Annotated in this window: 16 protein-coding genes; 6 read left to right on the forward strand and 10 right to left on the reverse strand. The window is 54.2% G+C overall.

The window, feature by feature from the left end; translation table 11 throughout:
• Nucleotides 1-14: 14 nt before the first annotated feature.
• Entirely contained in the window at nt 15-635 is a 621-nt protein-coding gene (locus K7P01_RS31815; protein WP_267298643.1) for an RNA polymerase sigma-70 factor, read from the reverse strand.
• Between the two features lie 129 nt (nt 636-764).
• On the opposite strand from K7P01_RS31815, the gene K7P01_RS31820 reads away from it, so the two are divergent.
• Complete coding sequence (locus K7P01_RS31820; RefSeq protein WP_267298644.1) at nt 765-1,799, forward strand: LacI family DNA-binding transcriptional regulator; 1,035 nt, start codon at nt 765-767, stop codon at nt 1,797-1,799.
• Between the two features lie 47 nt (nt 1,800-1,846).
• Here K7P01_RS31820 and K7P01_RS31825 read toward each other — a convergent pair whose 3' ends face one another.
• Complete coding sequence (locus K7P01_RS31825; protein ID WP_267298645.1) at nt 1,847-2,689, reverse strand: ThuA domain-containing protein; 843 nt, start codon at nt 2,687-2,689, stop codon at nt 1,847-1,849.
• A gap of 120 nt (nt 2,690-2,809) precedes the next feature.
• On the opposite strand from K7P01_RS31825, the gene K7P01_RS31830 reads away from it, so the two are divergent.
• Together K7P01_RS31830 and K7P01_RS31835 are read left to right on the forward strand one after the other, a co-directional pair.
• Nucleotides 2,810-3,946 (forward strand): aminotransferase class V-fold PLP-dependent enzyme, encoded by a 1,137-nt coding sequence (locus K7P01_RS31830; RefSeq protein ID WP_267298646.1) that lies wholly within the window; start codon nt 2,810-2,812, stop codon nt 3,944-3,946.
• A gap of 112 nt (nt 3,947-4,058) precedes the next feature.
• Nucleotides 4,059-5,066, forward strand: a complete 1,008-nt coding sequence (locus tag K7P01_RS31835; RefSeq protein ID WP_267298647.1) for a porin family protein — start codon at nt 4,059-4,061, stop codon at nt 5,064-5,066.
• Nucleotides 5,067-5,158: 92 nt separating this feature from the next.
• Here the strand turns inward: K7P01_RS31835 and K7P01_RS31840 are convergent, their stop codons facing one another.
• Nucleotides 5,159-7,561, reverse strand: a complete 2,403-nt coding sequence (locus K7P01_RS31840) for an ABC transporter permease (protein ID WP_267298648.1) — start codon at nt 7,559-7,561, stop codon at nt 5,159-5,161.
• A 130-nt stretch (nt 7,562-7,691) separates the two neighbouring features.
• Nucleotides 7,692-8,984 (reverse strand): aminotransferase class V-fold PLP-dependent enzyme, encoded by a 1,293-nt coding sequence (locus K7P01_RS31845; RefSeq protein ID WP_267298649.1) that lies wholly within the window; start codon nt 8,982-8,984, stop codon nt 7,692-7,694.
• A gap of 336 nt (nt 8,985-9,320) precedes the next feature.
• Here K7P01_RS31845 and K7P01_RS31850 point away from each other — a divergent pair, with 336 nt between their 5' ends.
• The gene (locus tag K7P01_RS31850; RefSeq protein ID WP_267298650.1) at nt 9,321-10,052 is read left to right on the forward strand and encodes a hypothetical protein; all 732 of its coding nucleotides are present in this window, start codon (nt 9,321-9,323) and stop codon (nt 10,050-10,052) included.
• Nucleotides 10,053-10,098: 46 nt separating this feature from the next.
• On the opposite strand, the gene K7P01_RS31855 is transcribed toward K7P01_RS31850, so the two are convergent.
• The gene (locus K7P01_RS31855; RefSeq protein WP_267298651.1) at nt 10,099-11,211 is read right to left on the reverse strand and encodes a cytochrome P450; all 1,113 of its coding nucleotides are present in this window, start codon (nt 11,209-11,211) and stop codon (nt 10,099-10,101) included.
• A 6-nt stretch (nt 11,212-11,217) separates the two neighbouring features.
• Entirely contained in the window at nt 11,218-11,574 is a 357-nt protein-coding gene (locus K7P01_RS31860) for an antibiotic biosynthesis monooxygenase family protein (RefSeq protein WP_267298652.1), read from the reverse strand.
• Nucleotides 11,575-11,651: 77 nt separating this feature from the next.
• Here K7P01_RS31860 and K7P01_RS31865 point away from each other — a divergent pair, with 77 nt between their 5' ends.
• Nucleotides 11,652-12,341 carry an ArsR/SmtB family transcription factor gene (locus K7P01_RS31865; protein WP_267298653.1) on the forward strand — a complete coding sequence of 230 codons (690 nt, stop codon included), beginning with the start codon at nt 11,652-11,654 and terminating at the stop codon, nt 12,339-12,341.
• A 4-nt stretch (nt 12,342-12,345) separates the two neighbouring features.
• Here the strand turns inward: K7P01_RS31865 and K7P01_RS31870 are convergent, their stop codons facing one another.
• Together K7P01_RS31870 and K7P01_RS31875 are read right to left on the reverse strand one after the other, a co-directional pair.
• Nucleotides 12,346-13,452, reverse strand: coding sequence for a TlpA family protein disulfide reductase (locus tag K7P01_RS31870; RefSeq protein WP_267298654.1), 1,107 nt, complete (start codon nt 13,450-13,452; stop codon nt 12,346-12,348).
• Between the two features lie 88 nt (nt 13,453-13,540).
• A complete protein-coding gene (locus K7P01_RS31875; protein ID WP_267298655.1) occupies nt 13,541-14,323 on the reverse strand; it encodes an AraC family ligand binding domain-containing protein in 783 nt (260 codons plus the stop codon).
• A gap of 69 nt (nt 14,324-14,392) precedes the next feature.
• Here K7P01_RS31875 and K7P01_RS31880 point away from each other — a divergent pair, with 69 nt between their 5' ends.
• The gene (locus K7P01_RS31880; protein ID WP_267298656.1) at nt 14,393-15,451 is read left to right on the forward strand and encodes an SDR family oxidoreductase; all 1,059 of its coding nucleotides are present in this window, start codon (nt 14,393-14,395) and stop codon (nt 15,449-15,451) included.
• A gap of 13 nt (nt 15,452-15,464) precedes the next feature.
• Here K7P01_RS31880 and K7P01_RS31885 read toward each other — a convergent pair whose 3' ends face one another.
• Both K7P01_RS31885 and K7P01_RS31890 read right to left on the reverse strand, forming a co-directional pair.
• Nucleotides 15,465-16,379: a hypothetical protein gene (locus K7P01_RS31885; RefSeq protein ID WP_267298657.1), complete on the reverse strand. Its 915-nt coding sequence runs from the start codon at nt 16,377-16,379 to the stop codon at nt 15,465-15,467.
• Between the two features lie 76 nt (nt 16,380-16,455).
• Nucleotides 16,456-17,937, reverse strand: coding sequence for an immunoglobulin domain-containing protein (locus K7P01_RS31890; RefSeq protein ID WP_267298658.1), 1,482 nt, complete (start codon nt 17,935-17,937; stop codon nt 16,456-16,458).
• Nucleotides 17,938-17,950: the final 13 nt, after the last annotated feature.

Raw genomic sequence — 17,950 nt, forward strand, 5'->3', positions numbered from 1 at the left:
GACCGGCGATTTTTTTATACGGATACCGGCCGTACGGCCTGCCGCAGGTGCTTTAATGCCCGCCCCATCTGGGTATCGACGGTCTTGATACTGATCTTCAGCACGTCAGCAATATCCTTGTATTTCATGTCCTGTTCGCGGCTCATCCGGAAGATCGTCCGGCACTGCTTGGGCAGCGACTCAATAGCCGACTCGATCTGCCCGCGTAGCTCTTCATATACCAGGCTCTCCTGCGCCCCCTCGTGTACGCTCGCCACATTCGCCGCGCATTCCAGCTCGATATTCCGATCGTGTTTGGCCTTGCGCAGGCAATCCAATGATTTGTTGCGTACCGAGGTCAACAGATATGCCTGAAAAGACGTATTGATCTGAATGCGTTTGCGATTACCCCAGAGGTTGCAGAAAACATCGTCCACGATCTCTTCGGCCAGCACGTGGCTCTGCACCATGCGCGCAGACACGCGGCACAGCTGTCGGTACATACGCTTAAAGATCGTCTCGAACGACTTGTAATCGTCCTCGCGTACTACCCGGTCAAACAGGATGTCCAGACCTTCTCCCGGAGGGCGAAGAGTGGCAATCCCGGTATTATACCGGATGGCTTGAACGGGGTTGAAGTGGGGTATAAGTGCCATCTGTGCAATCGATTGTCCTAAATTTTAATACGATTGTAGTAAAAAATATGAGCAAATAGTTGCTTTTTAAATGATATTTCATAGAGACCGTTCCCGGGAACGGTCCCAGAACTTTAATATTTATCTTGCATGGCAGTAAAAAGATCTATGAGCTCCGGTTCCATCACCATCAACGACATTGCCAAAATGTTGGGCATCTCCAAGTCCACTGTCTCACGCGCATTATCCGAGCACTCCGACGTCAACGCAGAGACACGACACAAAGTCCTCGAGCTCGCACGCAAGCTCAATTATACTCCCAACGCCCTCGCCCTCAACCTCAAACAACAACGTACCAACACCATCGGCGTACTCATACCCGAAACTGTAAACCGTTTCTTCGCCAAGGCCATCGGCGGCATCCAACGGGTGGCCAACCTGGCGGGATATAATGTGATGATCTGCCAGTCCGACGAATCGTTCGTCACCGAACGCAGCAACCTGCGCTCCCTTCTCACCGCCCACGTCGACGGTGTATTAGTATCCGTCTCCGCCGAAACCGACCGCACCGACCACTTCCAGGTATTATTAGATAAAAATATACCGATCGTATTCTTCGACCGCATCAGCGAAGAGCTCAACACGTCCCGCGTATATACCGACAACTACGAGATTGCCTTCGAAGGCACCGAGCACCTCATCAGCCAGGGCTGCCAACGCATCGCCATCGTCGCCGGCCCTCAAAACCTATACAATAGCCGCAACCGCCTCAAAGGCTATATGGACGCCCTGAGGAAACACAACCTTCCCGTAAAAGAAAATTATATAGTCCAGTCGCACTTCCGTGCCGGCAGCGTAGAAGATTACACGCGTGACCTGATCAACTTACCCCAACGCCCCGACGCCATCTTCGCCATCAACGACTTCGCCGCCATCGAAATGATGCACGTCATCAAAAAGAACGGCCTGCGCATCCCCCAGGACATCGCCATCCTGGGCTTCAACAACGAAACCATCTGCCGCTTCGTCGAACCCGCCCTCACCAGCATTGATATGTCCGCCTACGACATGGGCTCCGAAGCCGCCGCCCTCCTCCTCGACCAAATCAAAGGCAACCGCGAACCCCAGAAGAAACTGATTAAAAGCAGGCTGGTAATTCGTGAGTCGACACACCTGAAAGGCTAAATAGCCTCGGTATAAAAGCGTAGGATGTATTTGTTGCCAGTCCCTTACTATTTCCCTTTCCCCAACCACATCAACGTGTTGATGAGGAAGTCATTCTGCCCCTCACTTCCAAACGACGATGACAACGTCCTGTTTGTCTTCCCTTCATAATCAATATCATTATGCCCCATATTAATATACATCATCCGATACTTCGTATTCGTCCACGCCACCGGATAATCCCCACGATGCCAGATTTCGTGCGGCTTCGGTCCCGTTCCCAACGGAAAGCTTGAAGGATCCACCGACAACAGCACCTTTATATCGCTATTCTTCCGCAAATCATTCTTCCAGCAATACCATTCATTCGGCGCAGCCTCGAACGTAGCGCCCAGCCCCCTCGTAGCGGGGTGCTGCCGGTCCTCAACGCGCAGCACGGCCTCCGTCGGCCGCCACGTATTACTTTTATACTCCCCTGCGCCCAGGAACTCCTGGTGATACCAATCCCAATTCTGCGGATACGCCGACGGCGTCAACGCAAACCCTGCAAAGTGAAAACCCACCCATGCACCGCCGTTTTTCATATATGCCTCGAACGCCGCCCGCTGGGCGATCTCTTCAGGACGCGTATCCAGAAAAAGTACTACCTGGTACCGGGCCAGGAAGGTAGCGTTCAGGTTGTTCCAGTCCTGGGTAGAGTCGTATACAAAGTGATGCTCTTGTGCGGCAGCCGCCAGCCACGTATTGGCTTCGTGTACAAAGCTGATGTGTGCCTGATCGTTCCTGGCCGTGAAGAAACCAATGACGCGAAAGGCGGGTTTATCAGTCTGGGCTTGTGTGCACAGCGGCACACACAGCAGGCAGATCATCAACAGGAATATATACGTACGCAGGCGTGTCAACATAGTCATGGTGTAAGGGTTGTATGATAAGAAAGGTACCGGTTGTTTGTTTACCCGCAAAATGCTTTTGGTTCGGCGCGGGGCGTATTATATTGCTACGGCAGAAACACGCCATTAACCGGTAGCAGCATGATCATACCCAATCAAAAAGCGCTTTACACACTCCCCGACGAAGTATCGTACTTCAATTGTGCGTCCATGTCACCCCTTCTCAGGTCGGTGGAAGAAGCCGGCACGTGGGGCCTCTACGAACGACGCCATCCATGGGAGATCTCGGCGTCCTCGTGGTTCGAGCCGGTCGAAACATTACGGGAGCTCTTCGCCCGCATCATTCACGCCGACCGCGACAATATTGCCCTGATTCCCGCAGTAAGCTACGGCATTGCCATTGCCGCAAAGAATATACCGCTTGCGAAGAATCAGACCATCGTCGTCCTCGATCAACAATACCCCTCCAACGTCTACGCCTGGCGCGAGCGTTCGTATGAAACAGGCGCCACCATCGTCACCGTAAAACGACAGCCAGGCCAATCGTGGACGGACGCCATCGTCGCCCACATCGACGAGCGCACCGGCGTAGTGGCCATCCCCAATTGCCATTGGACCGACGGAAGCCTCATCGACCTGGAGTCCGTAAGCCGTCGCGTCAAAGACGTGAAGGCACGGCTCGTGATCGACGTCAGTCAATCTGTCGGAGCCTATCCACTGGACGTAAACGCCATCCGTACCGACTTCCTGGTGAGCGTAGGGTATAAATGGCTGATGGGGCCGTATGGGCTGGGCTATTTATATGCTGCGCCGGAATATGGCCTGCGCGGTGTGCCCCTGGAATACTCGTGGCTGAGCAAAAGCGGTGCGGAAGATTTCACGCGCCTTGCCGACTATCAGGATGCGTATAAACCGGGCGCCCGGCGTTTTGATGCCGGCGAATCGCCCAGCTTTATACACGTGCCCATGGCCATCGCGGCGTTGACACAAATCCTGGACTGGGGTGTCGCCAATATACACGAAACGCTGTCACAGCTTACCACGCAAATTCGCATGCGTGCACAACAACATGGCTTCACGGTGTCCTCGGCCGATGCTCCCCATGTCGGCCATATCGTCGGACTAAATTTTACCTTCGACCAGATCCCTGCCTTGGGTCAGAAACTGGTAGACCATCAGGTATACGTAGGCTTCCGCGGCGAAAAAATGCGCATTGCACCGCACGTGTATAATGATGTAGACGATATCGACCGGCTATTCGAAGCACTGTTAAAATAACGACACGTGCCGTTGTGCAACTCCTTTTCCACAAGCCTTACCGGGCACGGTAGTTTAGGCTATACAGCAATAAAAAACACCGTTTATGCTGTAAAAACGAAAGGAGGCCAATATGAAAAAGACAATTGCATTCACTGCGTTGCTGCTGGCAGTCGGAACGCTGGCACTCAAGGCACAGGACGATTATCCACATGGATTTTATGTTAAGCCCACTGGCAGTTATTTCATCAAAGTAACACCGGTTGAATTTCCCGCGATCAGCGGCATGCCCGCCCGCGACCGAAGCTTTACTATCAACCCGCAGACAGGTGAAACCACTACGACATCCGAGAAAGCATTGACGGGATCCTTTGGCGAAGGCTGGCGCGCCGGCCTCACATTTGGGTACCGGTTTAACCGCATTCTCGGCGTCGAGCTCGGCGTAAACATGTATCAAAGCACGGAACAAGATATGATGCGACAAAATGGTACCATCAGTGGCAACACGGTATTAAACCTGAACACCGTCGGTAAGATCCGCGCCTATGACGTCGCCCCGGCCCTCGTCGCACACTTCCCGGTAGAAGGCATGATCAGGCCCTATACCAAAGTGGGGATCATCGTGCCCGTCGGCGGCTACCTGCAGATCAACACGACGCTGGACGACAAGACCGGTCAATTTGCGCAAGAAGCCGGCTTCACCTCGCCCATACCCGACACACACATCGCCCTGGCGCTGGAACGCGAAGAGCGTATCAACCCCCGCCCTACCGTGGGGTTCCAGGCGGCCGTCGGTACCGACTTCATGATCAGTGACCACTGTGGTATTTTTGTGGAAGTCGAATACCGGAACATCTCGGTGGGTGGCAAGGATAAAGAGCTGAGGAAATACTCCGGTACCGGCACCGTGGTAAGCGACGCAACGTTGCAGCCTGTGCCCGGCATACCACAAACTCCCATTACGATGGAGAATGCCAGCGCCAGCCAGAAAGATGTAACCTATCACAGCAAGCTGACACCCGGCATGAACGTAGCAGGCTGGGAGGACTTCAACCGCAGCCGACCATCAGACGACCTGCGCTCGTACGTCAACATCGGTGGCCTCGGCCTCAACGCCGGGATAAAGTTCTACCTCCACTAAAAAACAGCGTGAGTGTGAGGGTGAGAGCGAAGAAAAACATAGAAAAAAAATTCCCGTATCGCTCTCACACCCGATGGCTATCGGGTCCACACTCACTCTGTCTTCAACAGTAGTACGGGGTTCATCTGCGCCGCACGATATACCTGTGCGCCTATCAGTGCCGCCGTGAGCACAAGCACGATGCCCGCCGTAGCAATAACAGTAAGGACACCCGCTGGCTCGAAATAATACCATAGTAGCCGTAGCAAGAATCCCACTGTGCTTCCTGCCAGCAGCATCCCGGCAGGGATCGCAACCAGCAATACCAGTACGAACCGGCGCTGTGTAGACCACATCACCTGCCCAACCGATGCACCCAATACCTTGCGCACGCCGACCTCTTTGGTACGCCGTACTATATTCAACGACACCACCGAATATAACCCCGCCACCGACAGTACGATGGCTGTTACCGCCAGAAAAGCGAACACATAGGTGATATTGCGGGTAATCATATCGCTCGCGTACCGGTAAAGATCGGTCGATTGCCCGCTGTACGGCGCATGCGGAAACAACGTATGCCAGGTCTTCCGGAGGTGTGCGTCTACCTCGTCTGCGTGCGACGCGGCCGCACGCACCAGCATCATGTTATACGCCGGCGCCGCAGTCGCCTGCAGAATCATCGGCCGGCGTTTTTTGCCCGTACCAGAAGCGTATACGGGAGCCATCACGCCCACGACGTATACCGGCACCGTGTCGCTAAGCATCAGCAGTTGGTCCAGCGGCTTCGACAAGCTTAGTTCCTGGGCCAGGTCTTCGGTAATAATCACCGACCCGGGGCCATCGCTGGGCAGAAAGTCGCGGCCGTCCAGCAGACGCATCTCCATTACCGAGATATACTCGGCCCCGACGCGCATTAGATCCGCCTGCGCATGGCGGTCGCCGCTGCGCAGCGTAATAAAGTTGTTGGAATATAGTAAGTGGTCTTGGGTCCCCGCGATCCGCTCGATGCCAGGATGCTGTTCCAGGGCCTGCCGCAGTCGCGTAAACTGGACCGAATCCTGTTGGTTGATCACAAAGACCCCATGATCAAGATACCCCAGTTGAAAGCGTTGCTGAAAGCGTAGATTTTGATAAAAGACTACCGAAAAGAAAATAGCCAGCACCGAAGCCGTAAACTGGAGCCCCAGCAGCGTCTGCGTAAAGATACCGGTACTGCCGGTCTCGACCTTTCCCTTCAACGCCTCGGCAGGCTGAAAACGTGTAATGTGATACGCCGGGTATAAAGCCGAAAGCGTCCCCGTGATCAGGGCAACCGCGGTCATAAATACCAGGACGGACGGATCGTCGGTCAACGTCAGCTGGATCTTGAGCGTCGGCCACAGCAGGTTCCAGCCTGCGATCATCAGCTCGCACACAGGCAACGCCAGCAACACCGCCAGGAGGCAGAGCATGACCGACTCACCCACAAACTGCGCCAGCAGCTGCCGCCGCGCGGCACCGATCACTTTACGCAACCCGATCTCCCGAAGCCGGCGCATGGCCAGCACGACCAGCGTGTTTGCCAGGTTAAAACAGGCGACCGCCAGGATCAGCAGCGACATAACAGCCAGGGCAATCACGATGACCTGTGGCATTGCCGCGTTGGTGAAAACCCCGAACAATACCTGGGCAGAATCGCGCTGGGCCATCCCATCAAAGGGAACCAGCGTAAACGACAGCGGCGGCGCATCCAATTCGGCGAAGCGCGGTATAAAAGACTGCAGCTCCTGCTCGATCGGCCGGCGTTGGCCTCCATCGTCCACGGTAATGAACAGGTTGTTGTACCGAAGGTTCCAGCTACCATCCGGTATATATGGCATGTGTGTATACGAAACAAACATGTCACGAGCAAAACTGGATTGTGCCGGCTGATTACGGAAAACACCCCCAACCTCGAACGATTTCAGCGCTCCAGAGATGGACAGCTCCACCGTCTTACCCACCGCATCGGTGGTATTGAAAAGCTTTTCGCTGAGCGATGCCGAGATCAACAGCGCGGACGGCTGTTGTAATGCCCGTGCACTGCCCGACAAAAATTCGAACGGAAAGAGGGTAAAAAAATCCGGGTCAACATAGCCTGTCCATTCAGTAAACTCCTCGTCGTTCCGCCAGAGCGCCGACCGGATGGATGAAAAACGGATGACCGTACCCGTATAGCGGTCGCTCCCACGCAACATCTCACCCAGGGGTACCGGTACGTAAGCATATTCTTTTACCTCATCCTGCTCACGTTGCGTCATATTGACCCGGTATAACACACGCCGCGCCGCTTCATAGTGCCGGTCGAATGCCCAGTTGTGCCTCCACACCAGGTAGGTCATGATACAGCCCGCCACGGCAATGGCCAGCCCTGCCAGATTGATGCCGATGAAAACACGGTTCCTAAGTAGATTTCGAAACGAAATGAGAATGTAATTGTATAGAATCATAACGGAAGCCCAATAGTTGGCCACAATGCCCGATGCCAATCGCATGCCAGGCCGTTGATGGCAGCAAAACATGTCTTTTCATTTAAAACACCGTTCGATTCCGCAGCACCACGCCCGCCACCGGACACCTAAACCAATGTGAGGGTGTGAGCGCAAGGGTGATATCGTGCTCTGTTCAAGTCTTCGACAATGCCGTAATAGCATCCACCAATCTATCCAGATCCCGCGTCAACGTATACACATGCGGCGTAATCCGAACCCCGCTAATATTCTCCCACTTAATAGCCACTGCGTGAATCTGATATTCCCCCATCAGTTTCCCGGACAACACCTCCGGCTCAATCCCGGCAATCGAGAAATTTCCTAAAGCACAAGCATACTCCGGTTTAAGCGACACATTTAACGTGACCCGCGGCAACTTCGCTACCTTCTCACACCAATAATTCTTCAAATAGCGCAGCCGCTCTTCCTTACGCTTACTTCCAATCGCCAAGTGAAAATCAAGCGCCTGACCAATAGCCTGCTCCGTTGGAAATGAGCGCGTTCCCAACGTCTCGAACTTTCGGATGTCAGCACTCTGCGGTTTATCGTTCGGGAACAAGGGCCACAACCCCTCGATATTCTTCTGCTGTACATACAGCAGCCCCGTACCAAACGGCGCACACAACCACTTGTGTAAACTGGTACCCAGGTAATCAGGATTAAAGTCTCGAACTTTATAGTCAAGATGCGCAAAAGTATGCGATGCATCCACAATCGAAATCAACCCACGCCGACGCGCTTCCTCGCAGAGCTTCTTTACCGGTAAAACCTGCCCCGTCCAATTAATCATATGCGTGATATGCCAAATCCGCGTCCGCGGTGTGGTCGCGTTGATAAAGGCCTTGAGGATGGTATCATCGTTCTCGACCGGCAACGTGAAACTGATCCAGTTGATCTTAATGCCCTCGCGCAGCGCGCGTTGTTTCCAGGCATGGATCATGTTCGGATAATCCTGGCGTGTCATGACGATCTCATCACCTTTGCTCAGCGGCAAACCGAAGGTTACCGTGCCCAGCGCTTCGGTAGTGTTACGGTTGATGGCGAGCTCACCGGCCTCCGTGCCCGCCAGGTCCGCCAGCTTACGCCGGATCGGCTCACGCCCCTTATCGAGTATATGCCACATGTAATGCGACGGCGCCTCATTACTATATTTGGTATAACGCTCTAATGCTTCCTGAACAACGATTGGCTGAGGGCTGACACCACCGTTATTGAGATTTAAGATCGCAGGCGACACCGTATAGGCTTGCGCGATGCGCGCCCAAAGCTCTTCATCCTGGGCGGCTTGCAAAGGCGATTGTTGCTGTAACGTCCGCAGCGCATCCGATACATCTTCGGCTAACGCTTTTGCAGACATCGCGGTGAGCGAGAGCGCGCCGGCCGCGCCTATAGATTTCTGAAAAAACGCTCTGCGTGTAGTGCTCATAAGATTTCAGGTTAAGGATATAGGAATATACCTATATCCTTCTACAAAATCACACCTTTTTCCATCAGCGACGCAGTAACAAAATAAACCTGTATTTGTTTCGATTTCGGAGCTATTTTATAGCGATCAACTTTAAACGAGCGGTAATTTTTAACACATCAGTAATTTTTTACCTATCGCAGTTCGCACGAAACACGTGCGCAAGGACCAATGGGTCTAAACTTCGATGGTACAACATATTAACCCGGCGAGCGTCGGGCCTATTCTTGCACACCATGGCGCCATACCGTAGCTTTGCCCTTGCTTACCTGTGTGGTGCAGATCTAATTGATTCTTATGATCATATTTGACCGTACACCCGCAACGTACCAGGAAGGTTGGGCTATTATTAAACAGCTTCTCGAGAAATGGCACCAGTCGACGCTCGACTGGGACGAAGCCGACCATCGGCTTATAGTAGCCGACCTCGAAGAAAAATCAGGCTCGCCCCTGCCCCCCTCGCTCCGGCAATGGATCTACCTCAACGAGACCATGATTAAATCCGGCCAATGGCTGTTGCGTGATTTCCATGACATCAAGTATCGCTCCGACATCGATGCTGTCACACTCATGATCCAGGGCGAAGAAGATTACTACTGGGCCCTCAAACGCGAAAACCTTACGCAGCCTGACCCGCCCGTCGATGGTTACAGCATCAACTTCCAGGGCCGTGTGCAATGGGATAAGCGTGTAAGCCCGACATTAACGGAGTTCCTGATCACATATTTGCTCGACTATCACATGATGTTCGATGGTACCGGTGGCTACAACGCCACCATCGCCGACAAGGCAGCCTTGATCGAGGTGTTCACCGCAGAATTCCCACACACCGTCGTCATTGGCGGTTACCACATCTTCGAGTCTGAACATGTGCTGGCTTTCATACAAGATGCCTACAGCGATCAACGGAAAGCCGAGCTCAGTGTACACTACAGCGGCTCACCCGACCACCTACCCGACTGCGTGCGCAATAACTTCCGCTATCAGGGCAGTTACTATGGACCGGCCATGAAAACAGAGCGCGTGTGAGCGCGAAAGCGAACATGCTTGTTTTGTTTTCGCCGATATCCACTGTTCAATCTAACGCTAACCGCATACGCACCGGCAACCGGGCATTCGCCTTAGGCGCATACCGTATCTCCTGTTCCAACAGGTGCACATGTGTATAATGGGAATATAGCGTGTGTAATGCAGTAGCAGCCAAGTCAATTGAAAAATGCTCCGCCAGGCACAGGTGGGCGCCGGCGCCAAAGCTTAGATAAGAAGTCGTGCGTTCGCGCGCAGGATCAAACACATCCGGCGCCGAGAAGTATTGCTCATCGCGATTGGCGGACGCCAACATCACCAGCACGGTCGCGCCGACCGGAATTGTTATATTCCCCAACATCATATCCGCGGCAAGCTCACGCCGCGTGTGGTGTATGGGTGAATCAAACCGTAGCGTCTCGCGAACAAACGGTAGACATGCGGCGTATGATCGCGAGAAGATAGGCTGCCGAAAGGTTTGCAACAGCGCGTGGCATAAAAGACCACGGCCGGCTTCATGGCTTTGAATGAACACCCCCAATAGGTTAGATAGGTATAGTATTTCCGCCTCGCTACCTTTACCAATGCCATGCCGCCGGATATAAGCGCTCACCGATGGAAGCACCTGTGCGACCGCCTGATTAATAGCCTGTGCATCAGCCGGTGTTTTTACCGGCAACATGATACGCACCAGGTCTGGCAATACCTGTGTGATCATCATCGCTACATCCCGCGAAAATCCCAATCCCTCCAGCAACGCCAGCGAAGGCAACACCATACTAACGCGCTCCACCCAATCGATCTCGATGCCGCCGGAAGAGTGGTCCAGCAAGGATAGCAGCAGGCGCCCCACATCCGGTGGCTGCCAACGAGCCAGCAACGCATAGGCCGCTTGCCGGCTGGAGTCATGGGCAGCCCCGTTGCTCACCCGCGCCAGGTGCCTTCCTATCTGATCGGCCTCATAGCTCAGTCCTACGAAGAACTGCGTTCCTCGTGGAATGACGGCGGCGTGATGCTTTAATACAGCCTCGCAGTGTGCATAGGTATAAACACCCCACAAGCTCTGCGCGCAATCGTAATACACCGGCGCCTGCATTCGCATCACGCGATACAAAGCATAGGGGTCTGCTTGTTCGGATTGGAGAAATGATACCGGACTCATATAACGTTAGGATATAGAATCTGTATGCCGCGCACGGCTGTCTGCAGGTGCCCCGGCGCGATCGTCCAGGCCATAGTCGCGGACCACAGTAGCCACCCGCAGGCGATAATCGCGAAAGATTCCCTGCCGCCCACGCGTTTGCGCCTGGCGATGCACTTCCAGGCTGCGCCAGGTCTCCACGGCAGCTTCGTCGCGCCAGAACGATAGTGACAGCAACTTGCCCGGCGTCGTTAGACTTTCAAACCGTTCAATAGAGATAAAGCCGTCGATTGTCTCTAATACCGGGCGCAGGGCGGCAGCGATATCGAGATACTCCTGCCGGCGTGTTTCATCGGGAACAACTTCAAAAAGAACAGCAATCATTTTCCAAAAGGTTTACGTGCGATTGTTCCCAAAAGTACGGTACCTTTCCTGCTACATAATTCATTTCATATTGAACCATGGATGATGAAGAACGCTTCCGCTCCGTCGCCGCCCTGATCGGCGAGCCTGCACGCGCCACGATGTTGTGGAGCTTGCTCGATGGCAAGGCCCTCACCGCCACTGAGCTGGCCATCCGTGCTGATGTATCGGCGCAAAGCGCCAGCATGCACCTCAACAAGCTTGTGCAAGCAGAACTGCTTGCCGTAGAGTCGCAGGGACGCCACCGCTATTACCGTTTTCGCAAACCGGAAACCGCCTACGTCATTGAAGCCCTGGCCACCCTTGTCACACCCCATGACACCAAGACACTGCCGCGCTCCATTGACACGCACACCGGCATCCGCTACTGCCGCACGTGCTATGATCACCTGGCCGGTAAAGTAGCGGTAGAAATAACAAACAGATTGGTGCACCAAAAAATAGTACAGCTGGAGGATGATCACTACAACGTGACGCGCAAGGGCTTGCAATGGTTCGACACCCTCGGCATAGACACCGAAAGCCTGCAACACGAACGCCGCCAATTCGCACGTCGCTGCCTCGACTGGAGCGAACGCAAGCCCCACCTGGCCGGCTCCCTCGGCGCCGCACTCCTCAACACCTGGATCGACTCCGGCTGGATCACGCGCCAAAAAAACACCCGCGCCACCACGCTCACCGCTAAAGGACAGCAGGGATTTTATAAACTGTTGGGATTAAACCTGTGAGTAACTATTTACTTTTGAAAAGCCCGTCTAGAAACGCTTCCCGATACCCCACCACCGTCTCCTGAATAACCCCTTTCTCGTCAATAAGAAAAAATGTAGGATACCCCGACACACCGTACAATGTCCCGATAGTTTTCGCATCCGCCACCACAGGAAAGGAAATGTGACTCTTCTGTACATAGCTCGCAACACGATCAGGCTTATCGATGGGGTTGATATAAACACCCACTACATTGTCAGGTAACACAAAGTCCTTACGGTTCATATGGTCAATCGCCACTTTGCAATAGCCACAGTTAATGATGGAAAAATTCAATAACACCTTCTTCCCCCGCAGCGCCTTCAAATCCACCGGCTTACCCTGTAAATCCACCACTTGAAACACCGGAGCCTCCGTACCGGCCTGCAATACCTGCGGCCCGGGAGTGGTGCCAAACACCTCCGACCTATACCCCACCGGCAGCGTATACACCAACGGCTCTACCGTGCGCGACAGCGCATAGTCGGCAAACGCGAACTCGATCCGCTGCCCCCGTTTGCCTTTAAAAAAAGATTGCTGCACATACCACTCTGGTACCCTGGAATCCTTCCCGATATACAACCAAAGCTCCACATACACCCGGTTTCCATTCACCACCGTGTCCAAGTCTACCGTGCGGTACCCGGCTAACGAATGCGTGATCGTCGTATCGCGCACATATTGCCAGGAGCGATCCAACAACATGATAGGTGAATATTTCAGCGGTATAACACTCTTCGTAAACATTCGTACGGCCTTCTCCTCGTCCGGGTGCAATTCCACCTTCTTTTCATCATGCACTACCTCCCGGTAAGCACCACCTATATACGTCATATCCCGCCCCTGGGCCTTCGCTACAAAATCATATCGAAACGCGTTCTGATTCCCCACAACAAACCGGCACTCTCCCCGCAGCGTGTCCACCTCCCCTACTGGATTCGGCCAATACGCCGTATACGTATAAGCAATGGAATGCTGCGCCTTTACATGCTTACGACTCTTTTCCAAAAGACCCGAAGCATCCTGGGCATGGCCAAAAACAGCCATCAATAGAAGAAGAAGGGCGAGCAGACAGGGCATAGCTTGTTTCATTATCAGATACTTTACAGATGTTGAGGAATACTAATTAGTTTTAATAGATAATAAAAAATTAGTATAAGCGTATTTCGACGCGCGCGCATCACTGCGCCAGCTTCCTTACATGGCTCTCATCCGTCAACCCAAACTCCGCCGCAATACTCTTCAAACTATACTTTCCGCTCTCCATCCGTTTCCGGATCAACCCACCGCGATACTCCCGGACGTACTCCCGCAACGTCACACCTGCGTGCCTTTTAAAATACGGCCCGATGTAATCCGGCGTTGTATGAAAGTGTGCGGCCATCACCCCGGACCGAAGTTTGTCCGGTGTATAAATATACTTGTGAATATAACAAAACATCGCCTGCATATCCCGCTCCGGGCGCGTCGCCGCCTGAAGCTCCGGCAGGTTGCGTTGTAGGATTATTGCCAACGCCAGCACCTGTGTCCATACAATCGACTCTGCACGTGCCACGTCCTGCTGCAACGACGACACCACCGCAAAGATGGCTTCCACCGTACGGCGGTCCGCCGTCGGCAACGTAAACCCCGTCAGGTGCGCATCGCGCCGCTTGATCAGATACTCCAACGACTGTACCCCCGGCGTGGCCGTTGCCCCCTGTTGATGTATAAATTGATCCGTAAACTTGACATAAATAAAACGCGTGCGGGTATGTATCTCAAACGCATGAGCCTCCTCCGGCCCAAGCAGAAACACATCGCCTGCCTTATACGCCACACGGCCGCCGTCGATAGTATGCCAGCCCTTCCCCGACCGGATATAGATCAGCTCATAGTGATTGTGGTTGTGCACGGGATGATGCCACTTCTCCACCGTAAAATCCGAGATCATCACCGGGGCCAATTGACGGTAGCGCTTCATAGCGGAAATATACCAAATCCTCACAGAATTCTACCTATGCCTCCGCATGTGCCTCCCTAGCTTTGCTTCATGAAAACAGCAACCAACACAGCACTCGTTGTCGGCGCCAACGGCGTGATCGGCACGAACCTGATTCAATACCTTGCCACGCTCGACTCGTGGAACATCGTCGGACTCTCCCGCAAAGGCGGTCAGGACACTGCGCGCATTCGCCACATCCCCGTCGACCTGCTGGATGCTACCCAATCCCGCGAACAGCTCGCAGCACTCACCGACGTCACGCACATCTTTTATGCTGCCTACCAGGATCGCCCCACGTGGGCCGAGCTTGTCCAACCCAACCTCGCCATGCTCGTCAACGTAGTTGACGCCATCGAACCGGTAGCCAAAAACTTGCAGCACATCAGCCTCATGCAAGGCTATAAAGTATACGGCGCCCACCTCGGCCCCTTCAAGACACCGGCCAAAGAAAGCGACGCCGGACACATGCCCCCCGAGTTCAACGTCGACCAACAACAATTCCTGGAGCACCGGCAACGAGACAAAGCCTGGACCTGGTCCGCCATCAGGCCCTCCGTAGTAGGCGGTGCCGCCCTTGGCAACCCCATGAACCTGGCCCTGGCCATCGCGGTCTACGCATCGATCTCGCGTGCGCTGAACCTGCCACTACGCTTCCCAGGCAAACCCGGCGCCTACGATACATTGATGGAAATGACCGACGCCGGACTGTTAGCGAAAGCCACGGTCTGGGCCGCCACAACACCCGCCTGCGCGAACCAGGCTTTTAACATAACCAATGGAGACTTGTTTCGCTGGAACGACCTCTGGCCCAAACTGGCCACCTACTTTGGTCTGGAAGCAGCACCGCCACTAACCATGCCATTGCAAACCATCATGACCGACAAAGGGCCCCTGTGGAAGGCGCTGCAAGAACAGCATGGTCTGGCAAAACATGACTATGCACAACTCTCCTCCTGGCCATTCGCGGACTTTGTCTTCTCGTGGGACTACGACTTCTTCGCCGACGGCTCCAAAGCCCGACGCCTCGGCTTCCACGAATACATCGACACCGAGCAGATGTTCTACCAGCTGTTCGACACGTTGCGCCACGAGCGCGTCATTCCATGAGCGATGCGGTCTGCTATCTTTTCCGCCACGTCCGCACTGACACCCGGAAATCCTCCAGCTTGTCGGCGTGCGCCTTATCGGCCGTGCCCACCACGTAGTAGCTCATGGTGCTGTCGAACAAAATAGCGTGGTATTTCAGGCGCGTCACCAGCGAATCGGTGCGCGTACCCCAGACCTCTATACCCGGCAGACCGTCTACTACCAGCGTGCTGTCCTGACGCTCAATAGTGCATGTGGAACACAACTGCCGAAAACTTTCCAGGGCATAGATCGATTTCTTATCCACGGCATGTGCATTACTTCCCGTCAGCATAGAATACGAAAAGATGGCGTCGTTCGTCCACGACCCGTCATGTGTATACATCACGCTCGGCCCCTCGAATAACTTTGCCAATTTCAGGTCGGCGGGCGGCCGTACGCTGAAACTGAGGGCCGCGGTATCGGGCTTCCACGCAAGGTCCACCTGCGTCGTCAGCAGCGCATCGCGCACCGCGCCGGAAATCTCCTTATCCTGATCGGCCGTGAATGTGCCGTTCACCGTCAGCGTATTGCCACGCTCCGGCACGATCAGTCGCCACTGGTAGAAATTCATGCCGCGCTCTTCGTAGTATAGCTTACACAAGACACCCTCGGCGCCGTTTACCTTGACATCCTCGCGCGATACAAGCTGCTGGCCCACGGCGGCAAGCTTATCTTTGGCCATATCGACCAACGCCTGATGGTACTCGATCGGAATACTCATCACCAAAATGGTGGCGTTGTATATATTATGCCGAAACCCCGCGATCGTAGGATCGGCATAAAACCCTGCGGGCAGCTGAACGCTCACGGGTGTGCCACTAACAGGTACACGTTTATCTACCCGGGCCGGCTCCTTACAGCCGGCAATAAAAACGATGATGGATAAAAAATTAATTACGCGTTTCATAATGCATGGGTGTATCAGGTTATAAAAAAATGAAAGGATGCGTGTGCATCCTTTCACCGCCCGGCCGGACGTTAGATTATTTCTTAATGACTCTTACCGATTCTTTCTTGTCGCCTTGAATTGTCTGGATCAGATACGTGCCGCGCTCGAGGCGCTGACCGATCTGTACAGACCCTTGCGCCGCCACATCATACTTCTCACGCACGGTGCCGCTGCCATCCAGTACCACTACCTGGGCTGCTTCGCCGCCAACCGCTACGGTAGTGGCTCCGTCAAACGGAACCGGAAATACACTGATATCGCTGGTGCTGGCTGTCTTACCGGCACACGTACCCACTTTTACGCGAACAGTACGACGGTACAGGAACAGGTCAACGGCCACGCTGTTGCTGATCTCCACCGTGTAGAGACCTGCATCGGCAGGCGTAGCATTGGTGATCGTAAACGACGCGTCGGTAGAAGGTTCGGCAATGTACGACAGATCTTTCTTGAACCAGGTATAACTGTTGTTCGGCGACGCCTCGATATAGTTACCAGGCAACGTCACAGAACTACCGGCGCAAACAGTCACCACCGCGTTAGTACCTACGCTGTCTTGCGGAGCATAGCTGCCGTTCTGCGCTTTAACAATGTTCGGCTCGATGTCGGCATACGTCAGTTTGTTGTTCGCTACATACAGTTGCAACAGCGATGTTGAGGCCGACAGGTTCGGCACGTCTTTGACTTGGTTTGACTCCACGTTGAGGAAGTACAACAGTTTGTCGTTCACGATCGAGGCAGGCACCGCCCCCGTCAGGCGGTTGTTCGACAGGTTAATAAATACTACACTGTCCATGCTGCCGATGGCGTTCGGAATAGCACCCGTCAGCTTGTTGTTGAACAGGAAGAACTCACGCAGGCTGTTCAGGCTGCCGATGGTGTTGGGGATCTGGCCTGTCAGTTGGTTATCGTTCAGCTCCAGCGTCTGCAGGCCGCTGAGCAAGCCCAGCGCTGCGGGAATGCTGCCCGTCAGTTGGTTGTTGGAAAGATTGAGCGCGCGCAGCTTCGACAGCAGCGCAAAGGTTACGGGGATGGAACCGGTCAGCTTGTTACCCGACAGGTTGAGGCTCGACAGCGACAGCGTCAGACCCAATGTGGCCGGTATGCTGCCCGTTAGCTCATTGTCCGACAGGTTTACGGTTTTCAACTTTTGCAAAAATACCAGGGCTACCGGCACGGGACCGGTCAACGCGTTGCCTTGCAGGCTCAGGCCGGTCAGCTCCTGCAGAAAACCCAGGTGCAACGGCAGCGAGCCCGTCAGGTTGTTAAAGGTCAGCGTCAGCGCTGTAACACGTTCGCCGGTTACCGCTACACCTTGCCAGGTGCTGACAGGCCCTGTCAACCAATTCGTGGACGATGTCCAGCTGGCGCCATTCGTAGCGCGGTAGATTTCCACCAGCGCAAGCGAGTCGCCCACGCAAACCTGCGCACGTGCGGCAGGGGCAGCCAAAAAGCCGGCGATCGTCAATACTGCGACGGCCACCAGACGGGAACTGAGTAAAATTCTTTTCGTTTTCATTGTGTTTATAAGG

This window comes from Parachryseolinea silvisoli, from assembly GCF_021190955.1.
In the GTDB taxonomy this organism is placed as follows: Bacteria; Bacteroidota; Bacteroidia; order Cytophagales; family Cyclobacteriaceae; genus Ohtaekwangia; species Ohtaekwangia silvisoli.